Genomic DNA, 17,894 nt, shown 5'->3' with positions numbered 1-17,894 from the left:
TTTTTAAAGTTCTTCTCTCCATTTTTTTATTTTATTGCAAAAGAAAATTAGTCCTCGCTATTTTTCTTTTGTTTTTGGATCTTAGCTTCTATCTCTTGTAAATTTGTTCTTAGCAATCGTTCTTTCTTTTGGAGTTCGACCAAATCTTCTGATAGTTCTTCCTTCTTTTCTGTTTCAGGAGGACGAAGAAAGAAATTGATACCGATTGCAATGAATGTCCCTATAAAAGTATCTAGTACACGTTGGATAGCATACAAAGCGGATTCGCCTTGAGGGATGCTCAACGCAATCAGCAACAACGTAGCGATTGCGGAAATGATACCGGAATTATTGTTAATACCATCTGACACGACGATCACAATAATAACTAGAATAGGAAGCAAGATCAATTCTACCAAAAAATCATTGTGAAAATAGCTTTTGACAAAAAAATAAATGATAGCTAATGTACCACCTAATGTATTGCCGATGATCCTAGACTTTCCAAAAGAAACGGTTGTAGTCAAGTCCTGACGCAAAGAAAAAACAGCAGATAATGCAGCAATCATCGGGATTCCTCGTTGAGTCAAATGAAAAAACAAGATACATAAAAAAACAGCTAAGGCACTTTTGATCGTACGCATACCTAGTCGAAAACGGCCAAATTGCATAGAGATTCTCCTTTTTGGTCTTTTTACTATCATACCTAAACTTTTGTCTGATAGCTAGTTTTTCATTATTCAAGTATAATTAAAATAAAAAAGGGGGAAGTAAATGCGTATAGGAATGCGAACAGTCAAAACAGTGATCAGTGTCTTCTTTTCGATGGTCACAGCGGGTAGCTTATCGCTGTTGTATTGGCCAGCTGCAGGGATCATTGCATTATTAAGTGTAGGAAATACCAAGCGCTCTACATTGCGTACGGGCATGAATCGAATCGCAGCCTTTATATTAGCTACGGCAACAGCACTGTTCAGTTTTTTTGCTGTTGGGTATACTATTTTTGGCTTCAGTCTTTTTTTATTCCTGTTCATCCCGCTTGCCTCTCGCTTCAAATTAACCGAAGGGATAGTAGTAAATTCGGTTTTGGTCACTCATTATTTAGTGGAGGAAAACATGTCTTGGCAGCTGATCGGCAATGAAGCGGGATTAATGGCGATTGGATTAGTATTTGCTTTGCTTGCAAATGTTTACATGCCAGATCGTACGAAGCAGCTGAAGGAAAACCAAATACAGATCGAAAAAGAATTTCGAAATATTTTGAGACAAATGGCAGAATTTCTTTTATCAGAAAATAAAGAAGATGTGCAGATCAAATGCGAACATTTACTGACATTCATTCGCGAAAGCCAAGAAGATGCCAGAGAACATCAAGAAAACTACTGGCTCAGACAGCCGCTATACTACGAAACTTACTTCTCTATGAGAAGAGCACAGGCCAATGTGATTAAAGACATGCTGGAAAATCTAGAGAGAATCCAGCAACCAGCTTATTATGGAAAACATATCTATGGTTTATTGATTTATACTGCAGAAACATTTTCAGAGTCAAATGATGGCAGACAAATTTTAGCACGTATTGAAGAAGTTTATGTATTGTATCGGCAAATGCCTCTGCCGACTAGTCGCCCTGAATTCGAGGATCGAGCAGAATTGTTCCAGTTTTTGCAGTCTTTTAAAAGTTTTATTGAAATCAAGGCAGAATTCTCCCAACAAAAAATCCAAAAATAGAGGTTGTGAATTCAGCTAATATTCAGGTCAAAAAGCTGATTTCACAACCTCTTCTTTAAACGGTGTTCTCCTGTCAACTCCTCGGTCACAAGTCACAATATTCAACAAACATGAGAAGCTGTTTTTTGAAATTGCTCCTTGTGACTCGGAGCTGAACGGTAGGCTCACAACCTCTTTCTTAAACGGTGTTCAAAAGCTTTCCTCTGCGGTAATAAGTCCAGCCAAACGAAAAATAGGAGGAGCTATTTTTGTTTGGCTGTTCTTATTACTTGATGCAGAACAGCTTTTTCACAACCTTTTAAAATTACATATTTTTCCATAGAACTTGCATTTGATCCAAGATTTCGATGACATCTTTTGTCAAGAAGAGAGAGCGATTGGGCAAGTCACCTTCAATCATGTGTACCATATTCTTTATTTCGTAATTCATTGCTTCAGATGTATTCCCGCTTTCGATGAATTCCTTTGTACCATCTGTAAATAAGATCTCCGCACGATCAGCACGCGGGTAATCAGCAATCGTCACATAACCGTTCTCAAAGGCAACGATACCGACTTTTGGCATTTTTGCCTGAAAAGTCAAGCTGACAGCAGCAAGTTCATTTTCTTTGTTACGCAAGATAGTGACGGATTGTTCGTCCACGCCTGTTTCAAAAGGAACCATTGTAGAGGCAACTACTTCAGGTTGAGAGCTCAAAAAGAAACGAGCGAAAGATACAGCATACGTACCGATATCCAACAGAGCTCCTCCAGCTAATTCTGGATTGAAGAACCGGTTTTTAGGGTCTGGTTCTTTGTAACTGCCGAAAGGTGCTTGGATCATTTTTAAAGCCCCCAGTTTTCCTGTATCCATTATTGAGCGTAACTGCTGATAAAGTGGCATGTTGAAGATTGTCATCGCTTCTGCTAAGATCAAATTCTTTTCTTCTGCTAAGCGCATAGCGTCAGCCAGTTCTTTTTTATTCATCGTGATGGCTTTTTCACATAGAACGTGTTTGCCTGCTTCCAATGCTGCCAAGATATGGTCGATATGCTGTCTATTTGGTACAGCAATGTACACGATGTCGATTTCAGCATCGTCTAACATTTCTTGATAGCTTCCGTAAGCTTTTGGAATATTGTAACGGTGAGCGAAGTTTTCCGCTTTTTCTGAAGTTCTGGAAGCAACTGCTGTTAGTTCGCTCGTCTCTTGATTGAAGCTTTCGGCAAACTCATGTGCGATGGTACCAAGACCAACGATTCCCCATTGATATTTTTTCATCTGAAAACGCTCCTTCATAGTTGGATTGAGTTTCTTGTCTGTCTATTATTATAACAAAAATCACGAAGAATAAAGAGGAGAGGACTTGAAACATTAAAAAAAATGAAAGCAGCGATTTAAGAGGTGCTTTTTGATCAAAACTTAAGTAGAATAGTTAAAAGGAGGGGATAAACGTGCATCAAGTATATATTGATCTTATTATGAGTGTATTATTAGAACAGTTTGAAACTGAAAAAAATTTTTTAGATGAATACTTGCTGATCAGTCCAGAACAATGGCAAAAATGGAAAGATGGCGAGAAAAATCTGCCATCTGAAGCGATGCAGAAAGTAAAAAATCTTTTCACTGATTATGAATGGATGCTAACGCAAAAGATTTTGCGTCAAACGATTATTTTTCCCGAAAAACGAAACGTTGCCGTTGCAGAGTACAAGCAAATCAAAACACGCATCGCGCAAAAATGGCTTAGCAGCAAAGCAGCAAAAGTCGAGCTGATCCCTTTGAAAAATAATCAGCAGGCTGGTAGATACCTTGACTTGAAAGTAAGTATTCAATATGATGAATGGGGCTATGATGATATTTTGAATTTTCGTCTGCCAGCAGATGTTCAAAAACAGATCGAAGGAGAAAAAATCGAACTTCTCGATTGGGTGAATGAAAATCTGGAAGAAACTTACGTTCATGAGGCGAATGGGGAACGTGAAGAACAACGAAAGGATTTTTCAAGTGAATAAATTTTTAGGATTTGGAGCAGTTGTGATTATGATCGCAGCAATGGGCTATGTTATTTTTAGCGATGATGATTCGCATGTTCAAGCCGGCAATCAAGCAGTCGAACGAACAAGCACCAAAACAACTGCTAGTAAAGAAAAGAACAGTCAAACAACCAGCAGCAAGGTAAAGGACAAAGAAACAAAAGATCGTACGTCCAAACAATTGCCAGATGTTAAAACAGACGATTGGAAGCTAGTTTTGGTTGGTCCAGATCACAAATTAGAAAAAGAAATCGATGAGTCTACTCAATTGGCATCATTAAGTAACGGATACTTGATCGACAAACGCATTGCTCCAGAATATGAAGCATTTGCCAAGGCTGCTGAAGCAGCTGGATTTCCATTAGTGATGGTCTCAGCTTACCGGTCTGTATCATCCCAACAACAAGTTTTCGAACAAAATGTCCAAGATGTGATGAGTCGTCAAGGTGTATCAGAAGAGGAGGCGACAAAGATTACTAAAGAAACGATTACGGAGCCAGGATACAGCGAACACCACACAGGTCTGGCAGTCGATGTCGTCGATCAAAACTGGTACAACAGTTATCCTTCTACTGTATTGGATGCAAGTTACGGAGATCATCCTGGAGCTAAATGGATCGCAGATAATGCTGCGCAGTATGGATTTATCGTTCGTTATCCAAAAGGACACGAAGATATAACTAAGATCACATATGAACCTTGGCACTTACGTTATGTCGGTAAAGAAAACGCTGAGTATATCACCAAACACCAATTGACGCTAGAAGAATATCTGAATGAATTAAATGAAAAGTAGGAATTGATCATGGCGAAAAAAAAGTGGAAAAAGCAAAAGCGCAAGAATATCCGTTGGCCAGCAGTGGTTGCCGGTGTAGCAGTGATACTCTTAGCCTTTGTTTTTTCCTTGAAGAATCTGTCTTCTCCTTTTACTGATAATCAGCAAGAAAATGAAGCGCAATCCCATCAGCAATTTATTGAACGGCTTGTTCCGCATGCCCAAGAACTACAAGATGGTTATGGAGTGCTTCCTAGTATCATTTTAGGACAAGCTATATTAGAATCAAATTGGGGAAAAAGTACCTTGGCTAGCAAATACAATAATCTTTTCGGGATCAAGGCTTATGGGGATCAGAAGAAAGTAAGCCTGGAAACAAAGGAATTTGTTAACGAAGAATGGATAACTATCCAAGGAGACTTCAAAGTGTATGATTCATGGGAACAGTCCATGGATGACCATACACAACTGTTCGTCCAAGGAGTAGATTGGAATCCTGCGCTGTATGAAAAAGTGATTACGGCCACCAACTATCAGGAAGCCGCACAAGCATTGCAAGATGCAGGTTATGCGACAGACCCCGGTTATGCGCAAAAAATCATCCAGGTCATCGAGACGTATCAATTGAATCAGTATGACCGGAGATAGCAAAGGAGAAGTGGCTGATGGCAGAACAATTTACGCCAGAAATCATGACGGAATTGAGAAAAGATATCGTAAGAGTACCGGAAATCATTTTAGAAGCAAGCGGGATCAAGATATTTGGAAAATTGATCCGTTCGATCATCTTTACTACGGATATTGCGATCATACGTAATACAAATGCGAATGCAGTAATTGCTGTGTATCCTTTTACACCTCATCCAGCGATTACTAAAAGCATTATTGAGGCAGCTGACATTCCAGTTTTCTCCGGTGTAGGTGGTGGTTTGACACAAGGTGCTCGTTCTTCCTACATGAGCATGTTCGCAGAAGCGCAAGGTTCGTTAGGGGTCGTTTTGAACGGTCCTACGCCTTTAGAGACAGTAAAAGAAGTTTGTCGAGTAGTTGATATTCCAGTTATCAGTACGGTAACGTCGAAATATACAGAAATAGATGAAAAGTTAGCAGCTGGTATTTCGATTATCAATATCAGTGCAGGTAAAGAAACTGCAGAATCAGTACGCCATTTTCGTAAAAAATATCCTGAACTTCCTATCATTGCGACAGGTGGTCCAACGGAAGAAAGTATTGCTGAGACCATTCAAGCAGGAGCAAATGCCATCACATATACGCCACCAAGTAGCGGAGAGCTTTTTAGTCGTAAAATGGAAAAATATCGGGAAACTGAGAAAAAGAATCATGAATAACAGGTGAGAATCAAAAGACGAGGAAGAGCAGATAGTGGCTCTTCCTCGTCTTTTGTACTCCAGTACTATTTGTTCAGAATTCAAAAAAAAGAGAAATTTTTTTGTTTTTTTATCTGTAATGTACATAAGAAGAGTTAAAACCTTTTGTTATTATTAGCATTCTAACAAAAAAATGTCTTGATTTATTGAAGCGCTTTCTATAGAATGAAAAACGAATAAAAACTAAAAAAGGCACCCGACAATTTAGTAGCAGCTAAATTGTCGGGGCTTGAAAAGTCAGCGGGAACTGACCAATCAAGTTGCCATAGTCAATGCTTGTGCATCGACGTGTATATTGTACCTAATTTCATACAGAATTACTAGTTATTTTTCTGTTTTTTAGGGAAGAGCGCACACGAAGAAGCATGCTTATTTAGCTATGTCAAGGATATTGGGCAGTTGTCTGATATCCTTTTTTCTTTGCGTAATTATCCTCCCATCATTGAAGCAAGAAGTGTTTTTAGCGATGAAAGAAGAATCAGCACTATCTAATTTTCCTTGAAAGTATTGAGTTGTTCATCCTAGGCAGAACGATAAGGCAAGTCTTGGTTTTTATTCCCCTTGAAAAAGATCGTTTAATAAATATGTTCTGTATAAAAATACAGTATATTGAAAAATAACAATGGAAGTAGAGGTGCAGAGAATGAAGAAAAGAATGAGAATCATCTTAGCTTTAAGTGTTATGTTATTCTTCTTGACGGCTTGTGGGCAAGAAGATGACAAAAAAATCACGCTGAACATGGCTTGGTGGGGTTCGCAAGTCCGACACGATGCAACAGTAAAAGTAATCGAGCTTTATGAAGAAAAAAATCCCCATGTGACGATCGATTATGAATTTTATGATTATGAAGGATATTACACAAAATTAGGTACACTAGCAGCATCAGATGATATCTGGGACATTTTCCAACTGAACAATCAATTTCCTCAATACATCAATCAGATTGAACCATTAGATGAATATGTGGAGCAAGGGATAATTGATATTTCTAATGCAGATGAATCCTATTTAGCAACGACGACTTACGACGGGCAATTAGTTGGACTGTCTAACGGGGTGAATTCGTTTGCGATTGCTTACAATAAAAATATATTTGAACAATTAAATATCCCTGAACCAGCTTCAAATTGGACATGGGATGAATTTGAACAAATCAGCTATCAAATCACTGAAGAATTAGGAATCTATGCTATTTCAAGATTCGAAGATTTTATAGCTGGCTGTATTATTCAAATACCACAAGTTGAGAAAGGATTGAATTTTTATAATCGGGAAGATCTATCTAACAGCTTGGGATTTGAAAATCCAGACTATCTAACAGATTTTTTCCAGCTGCGTAAAAATCTGGTAGACAAAGGGGCCCATCCAGAACCAGGTGGTGGAGCTGCAAGTACGACGGATCTGTCTTTTCAGGCGGTTAGGGATAGAGAAGCGGCAATGGTGTTTCTATCAAGTAACCAGTTGACAGAAATATTGTCAGGGGCTCCTGAAGATATGGAGATTCAGTTGATTAATCCACCTCGCAGAAAAGCAGATGGAGAATCTGGTATCCCTTTACGTTCTTCGCAAATGCTGAGTATGGCAAAAAGCTCAGCCCATAAAGAAGAAGCTGCTAAGTTTATTGATTTCTTTCAAAACAGTGAAGAAGCCAATGAAATTTTAAAAGGAGAACGTGGTGTACCAATCATGTCGAATATTCGAGAACAGCTCGCTCGTGCAGATGATGCAACTTTGCAAGCGACATTTGATTATTTAGAAATGATTTCCGATATGGACAACGGCGAAGTGAATGTCTTTGATAGTGCTTTGAATCCGGAAATTCAAGACCAATACAATCTTTTAGTTGAAAAAGTCATTTATGAAGAAGTAACAGCAGAAGAAGCAGCAGAGAGTCTTTATGAGTTTGCGTCAAACATTCTAGGATAGCAGCAGGAGGAAGGCATGAAAAAAGAAAAACTAAAACGGTTCTTGGATCAAGACAATGTGGTCGGTTACGTATTTGCTTCTCCATTCATCCTAGGATTTCTATTGATAACAGTGATACCGATGATCTTGTCACTTTATTATTCGTTCACCGATTATCGTTTGGGAAATCCAGTCTCATGGATCGGCTTGGATAATTATATAAAGATGCTGAGTGATGCCCGTTTTTTGAACTCCATCCGAGTCACTTTTCTCTATGTATTTGCATCTGTACCTGTGAAACTGATCTTTGGTCTATTGATTGCTTATCTTTTAACGAGGAATATCAAAGGAACGACTTTCTTTCGTTCTTTGTATTATGTGCCTAGTTTGATCGGTGGCAGTATTTCTATCGCTCTAGTTTGGCGGGAGTTGTTTTCTAAAAACGGGTTAGTGAATATTTTCCTGGAACGATTAGGCGCACCTGCGCTTTCCTGGTTTAGCGATCAAAAACTGGTCATGATCCCTCTTGTTTTGATGTCTGCTTGGCAATTCGGTTCGGCAATGATCATCTTTGCTGCAGGTATCAAAGAGATCCCAGGCTCGTATTATGAAGCGGCAGAGATCGATGGAGCGAACAAATGGCAGACGTTTTACAAGATCACGTTACCTCTTCTTTCGCCGATCATTTTGTATAACTTGGTTATGCAGACAATCGCGGCGTTTATGACTTTTACGCAGGCATTTATCATTACCCAAGGTGGTCCGAATGATGCCACGAACTTTTATGCTCTTTATGTGTATAACCAAGCTTTTTCTTTTAATTCTATGGGGTATGCTAGTGCTATTTCGTGGATCATGCTGTTGATTATGGGAGCTGTCACCTTTCTGATTTTCAAATCATCAAAAAAATGGGTCGTTGTGTGAATGAGAGGAGGAAGAAATGAATAATACAGTAACGAAATGGTTTCAATACGGTTTTATTTTGCTATTAGGTCTAGTCATGATTTATCCGGTCTTATGGATGATCGCAGGTTCTTTTAAAACGGATCAAGAGATTATGAGTGGTTCGCTGAATTTGATTCCAGAGACTTTTCAATGGGAAAATTACGCAAAAGGATGGGCGGGGTTTGCTGGAATTTCATTTTTTACTTTCTTTAGGAATTCGTTTGTCATCTCTGCAGTTTCGACGATAGGGACAGTTCTGAGCTCGACTTGTATTGCTTACGCATTATCGAGAATCGATTTCAAAGGAAAAAGATTCTGGTTCGTCGTCATGTTAGTAACGATGATGATTCCTGCACAAGTGATTTTGATTCCGCAGTTTATTATTTACAATCGGCTGAATTTGGTTGGGACGTATGTGCCGCTGATTTTACCACATTTTTTTGGACAAGCATTTTTCATTTACCAGATCATGCAATTCATGGTCAACATCCCCAAAGAGTTAGATGAATCAGCGATTATTGACGGATGCAGCAAGTATAGTGTCTTTACCAAAATTATTTTTCCTTTGCTGAAACCTTCGATCATCACGACGATCATCATCCAGTTTTATTGGAAATGGGACGACTTCATGGGACCATTGATTTATTTAAACAAGCCGAGATCTTACACGGTATCGATTGCCATCAAATTATTTGCAGACGCTGGATCTAGTACGACTTACGCGAGTATGTTTGCGATGTCTACGTTGTCGCTGCTACCGGTTTTTCTGATTTTCTTATTCTTCAATAAATATCTTGTCCAGGGGATCAGTACAAGCGGTCTGAAGGGCTGAATATGAAAAAGCCAATAGAAGAGATGTTTCTTTACAAGCTCAACTACTATGTCTGTCTGATTTTTTTAACCAGTCTTATCAGTAATGCTCTTTTCGCTTTAGTTCTAGGATGTTTGTTCACTTTAGGATTAGTGCTGTCTGCTCGTGTTGTCTATCTGATTTATTTTTTGATGATGTATCCTTCTTATTATCTATCTGTCCATTACTTGGCAGAAAAAAAGGTATGTTGGAGGAAAGGAAAAATCAAACGGATGTGTTTCATCATTACGTTGTTTCAGCTGTTTGTCATTATTTTTGCAGTTGATTGGTATTTATTAGTGGGAAAGATTGGAGCTTGGTATCTGATTCCTTTTCTATTGTGTCTGTTGCTTTTTGTATCCCATAGTTTTTTTAGTACGCTAATTGATATCTGCAAAGAAGATAAAGCAGATAGTCTTGTTTATTTGATCAAAAGGAATATCTGGCTGTTGTCAAAAAACGTCAAGGGGTTTCTGTGGTATTTATGCCTTTTGTATGGACTGTTCTGGTGTATACAGCATGATTTTTTACTCACTGCATTACTGTATCCAGGGCTGCCATTTGTCACAGTATTTTGCTTAAAAGAAAAGGAGAATGACTTTAAATGAAGAAAAAATATGTACAAGTCGGACTTGGTGGGAGAGCGCGTTTTTTTTATGAGGCAATTGCCTCTACGTATCATCAAACTTGTGAACTAGTCGGTTTTTGTGATGTATCTCAAACAAGGATGGATTATGCAAATCGGATACTTGTGAACAAGTATGGACAGAAAAAAGTAAAGACATGTATGCCATCACAATTTGAGCAACTACTGGATGACGTACGGCCGGCTGAAGTCATTATTACGTCAGTAGATCGAACGCATCATGATTATATCATTCGTGCAATGAAAAAAGGATATGATGTTATTTGCGAAAAACCTCTGACTATCGATGAGGAAAAAGCTCAAGAAATAATAACGGTCCAAAAACAGACGGGAAGAAGCCTGCGAGTCACTTTTAATTATCGTTATGCACCGTATCACACGAAGATAAAGGAACTGATAGAAAGTGATGTGATTGGTGATGTGTTTTCTATCCACTTCGAATGGCTGTTAAATACGCAACACGGGGCAGATTATTTCAGAAGATGGCATCGAAATAAGCACAATAGCGGCGGGCTTCTTGTTCATAAATCTACCCATCATTTTGATCTAGTGAATTTTTGGTTGAACAGCCGTCCCCAAAAGGTATTTGCATTCGGTGGATTAAACTTTTATGGGATGCATAATGCGGAGAAACGCGGAGTAGAAATATTTTACAGTCGATGCTATGGAAGCGAACTAGCTAAAGCTGATCCATTTGCTATAGACCTGTCAGCCAATGAGGAATTGCGAGAAATGTATTTAGAAGCAGAAAAAGACAGTGGATATATTCGTGACCGCAGTGTATTTTCCGATGATATCTCTATTGAAGATACACTAGGCGTAACGGTCAAATATGAAACTGGTGCGATTTTGACGTATTCGCTAAACGCGTATATGCCGTGGGAAGGATTCAATGTTTCTTTCAATGGCAGCAAAGGACGGATCGAAATGAAAGTGATCGAAAAGTCTTACATCAATGCAGGTGGAGATAAAAAGGATGAAGGAGCAGCCGTTCTTCAGTCCATCCATGTCTATCCGATGTTCGGTGAGCCATATGAGGTAATCGTCGAACAAGAAGCGGGCGGACATGGCGGAGGAGATCCGCGTTTATTAGATGATCTATTTGGTGAAGAAAAAGAAGAAGATCCGTGGAATCGGGCAGCAACTCACGTAGATGGTATTTTGTCGATTTTGACAGGAATCGCAGCAAATCATTCTATTGCTTCAGGAAAAGCAGTAGTGATTGACGAGCTTGTCAGCTTAAAAGAATAAGAATAGATTTACGGAAATTACTTCCCGTAGTTTATAAAATCTTGCCTTATTGCCGATAGGCTGTCTTTTGAACACTATTTATTCGGAAAAAGGGGCTATGACATGCTTTTTGTCATGCCTTCTTTTTATGTGGGCTGCTTTTTTAGATAGGAGAAAATAAAAATAACTATTTAAACCCGAACAAAAAGGAATAATGCATTAAAAATCATTAGATTTTACAAAAAAATAAGTAAACCACGTTGTCAGTTTCAGAAAGTAGTGTTAGACTGTTTTCAATATTTGAAACAACATTTTTTATTCAAATATGGCAAACTGCCTTCACGTGCAAAACAGTTGCAAGAAAATGAATTTACACTATTATTAGTTTTACATACCTACTTATATATCGTCATAATATGGATGACAGTTTCTAGCCAGTACCGTAAATGCTGGACTATAAGTAAAAGATTGGCTATTTCACCCTTCTTTTCTTATGATAAAGTGGAGGGTGTTTTTCTTTAACAGAAACATAGTAGGTTTTTGCACAAAAGCGGTTATTTCGGTATTAATAAATGATAAAGGAGCAAATAAAGTGAAAGAATTAGTTGAACGTATTCAAAAAGACGGACGTATATTAGGCGAGGGCGTATTAAAAGTCGACAGCTTCGTCACTCACCAAGTAGACCCTGTATTGATGGAACAAATGGGAAAACGGTTTGCAGAAGTATTTAAAGAACAAGGAATCACGAAAGTTGTGACCATTGAAGCTTCTGGGATCGCACCAGCTTTATTTGCTGCAAGAGAATTAGATGTTCCAATGATCTTCGCTAGAAAAGCAAAAAGTTTGACGATGGATGAAGAATTATTGACAGCTTCTGTTTATTCTTTTACGAAACAAGTGACAAGTACGATTTCTATTTCTCGTAAATTTTTATCTTCAGAAGACAAAGTATTGATTATCGACGATTTCTTGGCAAACGGACAAGCGGCAAAAGGATTGATCGAATTATGCCAGCAAGCTGGAGCGCAAGTAGAAGGAATCGGGATCGTCATCGAAAAGTCTTTCCAAGATGGACGTCAGTTACTTGAAGAAATGGGATTGAGAGTCGTTTCTCTTGCGCGTATTGCTTCCTTGACGAATGGACAAGTTGAGTTTCTTGAGGAGGACGCATAATCGTGGAAAAAGAAACACAAAATGGAAAAGCTGCGGTTTTAGGGCTGCAGCATCTGCTAGCGATGTATGCAGGAGCAGTAGCGGTGCCTCTTTTGATCGGTACAGGACTAGGCTTTAATCAAGAACAGATGACTTATTTGATTTCAATTGATATCTTTATGTGTGGATTAGCGACATTATTGCAATTGACAGTTAACCGATTTTTCGGAATTGGCTTGCCTGTCGTTTTAGGATGTGCGATCCAAGCAGTAGCTCCACTGATCTTGATCGGAACCAATGAAGGAGTAGGAGCTATCTACGGATCTATTATCGCTTCTGGGATCTTTGTTGTGTTAGTTTCTGGTGTCTTTTCTAAAATTAAAAAACTATTCCCTCCTATAGTAACAGGAACGGTTATCACCGTTATTGGTTTGACTTTGATTCCTGTAGCAATCGAGAAAATGGGTGGAGGTAATGCAACAGCAGCTGATTTTGGTGACAAAACAAATCTGCTACTTGCATTTGTGACGATTCTCCTAATTGTAGGCGTGCAAATGCTGGCAAAAGGGTTCATTCGTTCAATCGCGGTATTGATTGGTTTAGTCGGAGGAAGCATCTTAGCTGCTTTCATGGGAATGATTGATCTGAGCGCGATTGGAGATGCGCCGTTGTTCCATGTTCCACAACCCTTTTATTTTGGTAAACCAACTTTCGACGTATGGTCGATTTTACTAATGATCATCATTTCCATGGTCAGCATGGTAGAATCAACAGGTGTATATTTTGCACTTGGTGACATTACTGGGAAAAATGTTGGAGAAGAAGAATTGAAAAAGGGATATCGTGCAGAAGGACTTGCCGTTATCTTAGGCGGTATTTTCAATACATTCCCTTATACTGGCTTTTCTCAAAATGTCGGATTGGTTCAACTTTCGGGAATCAAAACAAGAAAACCCATCTATTTCTCTGCATTCTTCTTGATTGTTTTAGGATTATTCCCTAAAATCGGTGCGTTAGCACAAATCATCCCTGAGCCGGTACTTGGTGGAGGAATGTTAGTCATGTTCGGGATGGTGGCAGTCCAAGGAATCCGTATGCTGTTGGAAGTTGATTTCAGCAATGATAAAAATCTATTGATTGTTGCTGTTTCTGTTGGATTTGGGCTGGGTTTCAATGTTACGCCGACATTATTCAGTCAAATGCCGCAAACATTGCAAATGTTCACTGGAAATGGCATCGTAATGAGTAGCATTACGGCTATCATATTGAATTTGATCTTTAATGGATTGAAAAAAGATGAAGAAATATTGGAAGAAGCCTTCAAGAAGTAATAGAGCAAAAGAAAGGTTGTGAAATCAGCGTTTTGACCTGATTGTTAGAGAAACAAACGGAAAAATAGTTCCTCGTATTTTGCCGTTTGTTTGAGCTAATACCGAGGGTCAGCTGATTGAACACCGTTTATCCATAAAAAGGAATGTGACCTAACTTTTGTCACATTCCTTTTTTTCATCTTTAATAAACACGAACAATAAAATGTTTTTCTTTGTTAACATTCGAAATTTCTTTGACATCAAAAAAAGTGATTGTTAAAATATGAATGTAGAAAAACTGGGAGGAAAAACAATGACAGCAAAAATCTCTGTGATTATGGGGAGTACTTCAGATTGGGAAACAATGAAAGAAGCATGTCAAATATTGGAAGAATTCGGTGTGTCTTATGAAAAAAAGGTCGTTTCTGCTCATCGAACCCCAGATTTGATGTTTGAATATGCACAAAACGCTCGAAAAAAAGGAATCAAAATCATTATTGCAGGAGCAGGGGGAGCCGCGCATCTGCCGGGTATGGTCGCATCAAAAACAACTTTGCCGGTTATCGGTGTACCGGTCCAATCACGAACATTAAATGGTTTGGATTCGCTTCTTTCGATTGTCCAAATGCCTGGAGGAGTACCTGTAGCTACTACAGCAATCGGAAAAGCGGGAGCAATTAATGCTGGACTACTTGCGATACAGATGCTTTCCATGTATGATTTAGAATTGGAGGCTAAATTGGCTGAAAGACGTTCAATGTTGGCTAAAACTGTTATAGAAAGTAGTGATCAACTTGGTTAAACCTTTGTTGCCTGGTTCAACGATCGGGATCGTCGGTGGCGGTCAATTAGGTCGTATGATGGCGATTAGTGCAAAAGAAATGGGCTTTAAAGTAGGTGTGCTGGATCCTGTGAGCGATTGTCCAGCCGCACAAGTTGCAGATTGGCACATTGAAAGTGTCTATGATGACACCTTTGCGCTGAAAGAGCTTGCCAGAAGAACAGATGTCATTACCTATGAATTCGAAAACGTCAGTGTAGAGGCGTTAAATGCGATTTTACCCATGTCATTTATTCCTCAAGGGACAGACTTGCTTGCGATTACGCAAGACCGCCTGTTAGAAAAATCTTTTTTGGAAACGAACAACATCGTGATTGCTCCTTATGCAACGATTGTCAGTCCGACGGATATCCAAGATGCGATTGACGGGATCGGCTATCCTTGTGTTTTGAAAACCACTCGAGGCGGCTATGATGGCAAGGGGCAGTATGTTTTGAAAAGTCGGGCGGATCTAGCTCCTGCCATGGACCTTTTAAGAGAAGGAACCTGTGTTTTAGAAGCATGGATCCCGTTTGAAAAAGAGATTTCGATCATGGTGGCAGGAAATGGTCAAGGAGATTTCACGACTTTTCCGGTCGTGGAAAACATCCACCACAACAATATTCTTCATGAAACGATTGCTCCAGCCGCGATTGATCAGGATGTGATCGAGGAGGCTGAGCGTATTGCCCGTGTGATTGCAGAAGCAGTGAGCCTTTCAGGTGTTTTAGGGGTAGAAATGTTTTTAACAAAAACAGGCGGGCTATATGTGAATGAATTAGCTCCTCGTCCTCACAATTCTGGACATTATTCTATTGAAGCTTGTTCTATGAGTCAGTTCGATGCCCATATTCGAGGTATTTGTGGTTGGCCATTAGGAGAAAAAGTACGTTTGATAAGCAATGCAGTAATGGTCAATGTTTTGGGAGAACAACTGCTGGAAAGCTATCGCTTGATTGAGAATAAGCCAGACTGGCAATTCCATTTCTATGGAAAAAAACAAGCAAAAAAAGGTCGCAAGATGGGACATATCACTATCTTGACAGAAGACATCCAGCAAACGCTGGAAGAAATCAAACAAACGAATATTTGGGATTAGAGGAGAAAAAACATGTTAGAACGTTATACACGCCCTGAAATGGGGAATATCTGGACGGAAGAGAACAAATACCGTGCGTGGCTCGAAGTCGAGATTTTAGCAGATGAAGCTTGGGCAGAACTTGGTGAAATCCCGCAAGAAGATGTGAAAAAAATTCGTGAGCATGCATCATTTGATATCGATCGGATCTTGGAAATCGAAAAATTAACACGCCATGATGTCGTTGCGTTTACACGAGCGGTTTCTGAAACATTGGGAGAAGAAAGAAAATGGGTCCATTATGGTCTAACAAGTACGGATGTCGTAGATACTGCTTATGGCTATCTCATCAAGCAAGCAAATGATATTTTACGGGAAGACTTGAAACGTTTTACGGAAATCATTGGCGAAAAAGCAAAAGAACACAAATATACAGTGATGATGGGTCGGACACACGGTGTCCATGCTGAACCAACTACTTTTGGATTGAAACTTGCCACATGGTATTCAGAAATGAAACGGAACATCGAACGATTTGAACATGCGGCAAAAGGAGTAGAAGCAGGAAAAATCTCAGGAGCAGTGGGGACGTTCGCAAATATCCCGCCATTTATTGAAGAGTATGTATGTAAACAATTGGGGATCCGTCCACAAGAAATCTCTACTCAAGTTCTCCCTCGGGATCTACATGCTGAATATTTCTCAGCGATGGCGCTTATTGCTACAAGTATTGAACGTTTTGCAACAGAGATACGCGGATTGCAAAAATCCGAAACACGTGAAGTAGAAGAATTTTTTGCGAAAGGTCAAAAAGGTTCTTCTGCTATGCCGCACAAAAGGAATCCGATCGGTTCAGAAAATATGGCTGGTCTAGCCAGAGTGGTGCGCGGACACATGGTCACTGCCTATGAAAATGTCACATTATGGCATGAAAGAGATATTTCTCATTCTTCAGCAGAACGAATCATCTTGCCTGATACCACGATTTTATTGAATTACATGTTAAATCGTTTTGGCAATATCGTTAAAAATCTAACGGTCTTTCCTGAAAACATGAAGCGGAATATGTCTGCAACATTTGGTTTGATTTATAGCCAGCGCGTTATGCTGAAATTGATCGATAAGGGAATGACAAGAGAAGAAGCTTATGATCTTGTTCAGCCAAAAACTGCGTACGCTTGGGACAACCAAGTGCAGTTCCGCCCGCTGTTAGAAGAAGATCCAACCATCACATCGGTATTATCTAAAGAAGAAATAGACGATGCCTTTGATTATCATCATCATTTGAAAAACGTTGACGTGATATTCAAACGAGTAGGTTTGGAATAAAGAAGAGTGAGTTGCAAAATTCAATTAAAATAGAATAGCAAAAATAACCAAAAAAGAAGCAGATCCGTTAGCGGTTCTGCTTCTTTTAGTTTATTATATTTTCTTATCAATAATAGGAACCTGATTTTAAAAGCGGCTACCTCTTTACCGTGCCTCTTTACATACAAAAAATAGAGGAATTAAGCGTAAATGGCTTGGCTATTATAACTAAAATGCTGGTTATGGAGATGTTGCAGCAAGTTTTCGAGAAAAGCGTATTCCATCTCTTGTCCATTGAATAAGATCTGGATACGATAATGATTTTTGAAACGCTTCTGTTCATGAATCTGACTGATTGAAAGTTCGCCTTTGTGTTCTGTCTGATAAAGAAAAGTCCTTTTACGGCATTCAGCACAGCGCTTGGTTGCTCGGCGGATTTTTCGGAATGTATAAAAACTAGTATCTTTATTGCATAAATAAACGTCTTTGATCGACAGCAAATCATTATATAGACAGGAACGTTCTTCAGCTGTTAATTCTGATAAAAAAAGCTGACCTTGTTTTATTGCATCTTCCATCGGCAAGTGCCTCCTCGAACCCATTATCCAAATTTTTAGTTAATTCTAATATACCATCATTAAGTATAAATGTAAACGCTTGTTGATGGTATAAGATTTTCGTTTCTGATAAAACACGAACATTAAAAGAATCTAATGCCTTAAATGTACATATTTTTGTTGATTTATAAAAAGATGATTG

General features: G+C 39.0%; 18 protein-coding genes and 1 riboswitch. Of the genes, 15 read left to right on the top strand and 3 right to left on the bottom strand.

Annotated features, from left to right (window positions below; translation table 11 throughout):
- Window positions 1–47: 47 nt before the first annotated feature.
- A complete protein-coding gene (locus PYW34_RS07385; RefSeq protein WP_002295450.1) occupies window positions 48–650 on the bottom strand; it encodes an FUSC family protein in 603 nt (200 codons plus the stop codon).
- Window positions 651–753: 103 nt separating this feature from the next.
- Between PYW34_RS07385 and PYW34_RS07380 the strand changes: the two genes are divergently transcribed.
- Window positions 754–1,710, top strand: coding sequence for an aromatic acid exporter family protein (locus PYW34_RS07380; RefSeq protein ID WP_002295453.1), 957 nt, complete (start codon window positions 754–756; stop codon window positions 1,708–1,710).
- Between the two features lie 304 nt (window positions 1,711–2,014).
- On the opposite strand, the gene PYW34_RS07375 is transcribed toward PYW34_RS07380, so the two are convergent.
- A complete protein-coding gene (locus PYW34_RS07375) occupies window positions 2,015–2,971 on the bottom strand; it encodes a Gfo/Idh/MocA family protein (protein WP_002297120.1) in 957 nt (318 codons plus the stop codon).
- Window positions 2,972–3,144: 173 nt separating this feature from the next.
- Between PYW34_RS07375 and PYW34_RS07370 the strand changes: the two genes are divergently transcribed.
- The 14 genes from PYW34_RS07370 to purB all read left to right on the top strand — a co-directional run bounded on the left by PYW34_RS07370 (window position 3,145) and on the right by purB (window position 17,156).
- Window positions 3,145–3,705: a hypothetical protein gene (locus tag PYW34_RS07370; RefSeq protein ID WP_002295457.1), complete on the top strand. Its 561-nt coding sequence runs from the start codon at window positions 3,145–3,147 to the stop codon at window positions 3,703–3,705.
- The gene (locus tag PYW34_RS07365) at window positions 3,698–4,522 is read left to right on the top strand and encodes a M15 family metallopeptidase (RefSeq protein ID WP_002334541.1); all 825 of its coding nucleotides are present in this window, start codon (window positions 3,698–3,700) and stop codon (window positions 4,520–4,522) included. Before PYW34_RS07370 ends, PYW34_RS07365 begins: the two co-directional genes overlap by 8 nt.
- Before the next feature lie 9 nt (window positions 4,523–4,531).
- Window positions 4,532–5,149: a glycoside hydrolase family 73 protein gene (locus PYW34_RS07360; RefSeq protein WP_002295461.1), complete on the top strand. Its 618-nt coding sequence runs from the start codon at window positions 4,532–4,534 to the stop codon at window positions 5,147–5,149.
- Between the two features lie 17 nt (window positions 5,150–5,166).
- Window positions 5,167–5,850 carry a hypothetical protein gene (locus PYW34_RS07355; protein ID WP_002334540.1) on the top strand — a complete coding sequence of 228 codons (684 nt, stop codon included), beginning with the start codon at window positions 5,167–5,169 and terminating at the stop codon, window positions 5,848–5,850.
- Window positions 5,851–6,532: 682 nt separating this feature from the next.
- A complete protein-coding gene (locus PYW34_RS07350) occupies window positions 6,533–7,816 on the top strand; it encodes an ABC transporter substrate-binding protein (protein WP_002289643.1) in 1,284 nt (427 codons plus the stop codon).
- A gap of 15 nt (window positions 7,817–7,831) precedes the next feature.
- Window positions 7,832–8,719 carry a carbohydrate ABC transporter permease gene (locus PYW34_RS07345; RefSeq protein ID WP_002295465.1) on the top strand — a complete coding sequence of 296 codons (888 nt, stop codon included), beginning with the start codon at window positions 7,832–7,834 and terminating at the stop codon, window positions 8,717–8,719.
- A gap of 16 nt (window positions 8,720–8,735) precedes the next feature.
- Window positions 8,736–9,572 carry a carbohydrate ABC transporter permease gene (locus PYW34_RS07340; RefSeq protein ID WP_002295467.1) on the top strand — a complete coding sequence of 279 codons (837 nt, stop codon included), beginning with the start codon at window positions 8,736–8,738 and terminating at the stop codon, window positions 9,570–9,572.
- Between the two features lie 2 nt (window positions 9,573–9,574).
- Window positions 9,575–10,198 (top strand): hypothetical protein, encoded by a 624-nt coding sequence (locus PYW34_RS07335; RefSeq protein ID WP_002333256.1) that lies wholly within the window; start codon window positions 9,575–9,577, stop codon window positions 10,196–10,198.
- On the top strand, window positions 10,195–11,487 hold the full coding sequence (locus PYW34_RS07330) for a Gfo/Idh/MocA family protein (RefSeq protein WP_002289648.1): 1,293 nt from the start codon (window positions 10,195–10,197) through the stop codon (window positions 11,485–11,487). Before PYW34_RS07335 ends, PYW34_RS07330 begins: the two co-directional genes overlap by 4 nt.
- Window positions 11,488–11,845: 358 nt before the next feature.
- A riboswitch (purine riboswitch) is annotated at window positions 11,846–11,943 on the top strand.
- Between the two features lie 115 nt (window positions 11,944–12,058).
- On the top strand, window positions 12,059–12,640 hold the full coding sequence (locus PYW34_RS07325) for a xanthine phosphoribosyltransferase (RefSeq protein ID WP_002295469.1): 582 nt from the start codon (window positions 12,059–12,061) through the stop codon (window positions 12,638–12,640).
- Window positions 12,641–12,642: 2 nt separating this feature from the next.
- Window positions 12,643–13,950: a nucleobase:cation symporter-2 family protein gene (locus tag PYW34_RS07320; RefSeq protein ID WP_002295470.1), complete on the top strand. Its 1,308-nt coding sequence runs from the start codon at window positions 12,643–12,645 to the stop codon at window positions 13,948–13,950.
- 292 nt (window positions 13,951–14,242) lie between these two features.
- Window positions 14,243–14,731: a 5-(carboxyamino)imidazole ribonucleotide mutase gene (gene purE / locus PYW34_RS07315; protein WP_002330216.1), complete on the top strand. Its 489-nt coding sequence runs from the start codon at window positions 14,243–14,245 to the stop codon at window positions 14,729–14,731.
- Window positions 14,724–15,848 (top strand): 5-(carboxyamino)imidazole ribonucleotide synthase, encoded by a 1,125-nt coding sequence (gene purK, locus PYW34_RS07310; RefSeq protein ID WP_002288025.1) that lies wholly within the window; start codon window positions 14,724–14,726, stop codon window positions 15,846–15,848. Before purE ends, purK begins: the two co-directional genes overlap by 8 nt.
- 12 nt (window positions 15,849–15,860) lie before the next feature.
- Entirely contained in the window at window positions 15,861–17,156 is a 1,296-nt protein-coding gene (gene purB, locus PYW34_RS07305) for an adenylosuccinate lyase (RefSeq protein WP_002288023.1), read from the top strand.
- A 179-nt stretch (window positions 17,157–17,335) separates the two neighbouring features.
- On the opposite strand, the gene PYW34_RS07300 is transcribed toward purB, so the two are convergent.
- Window positions 17,336–17,713 (bottom strand): hypothetical protein, encoded by a 378-nt coding sequence (locus tag PYW34_RS07300; RefSeq protein ID WP_002297115.1) that lies wholly within the window; start codon window positions 17,711–17,713, stop codon window positions 17,336–17,338.
- Between the last annotated feature and the right edge of the window lie 181 nt (window positions 17,714–17,894).

Source organism: Enterococcus faecium (assembly GCF_029023785.1).
Taxonomy (GTDB): domain Bacteria; phylum Bacillota; class Bacilli; order Lactobacillales; family Enterococcaceae; genus Enterococcus_B; species Enterococcus_B faecium.
This window is presented reverse-complemented; position numbering and strand designations above follow the sequence as displayed.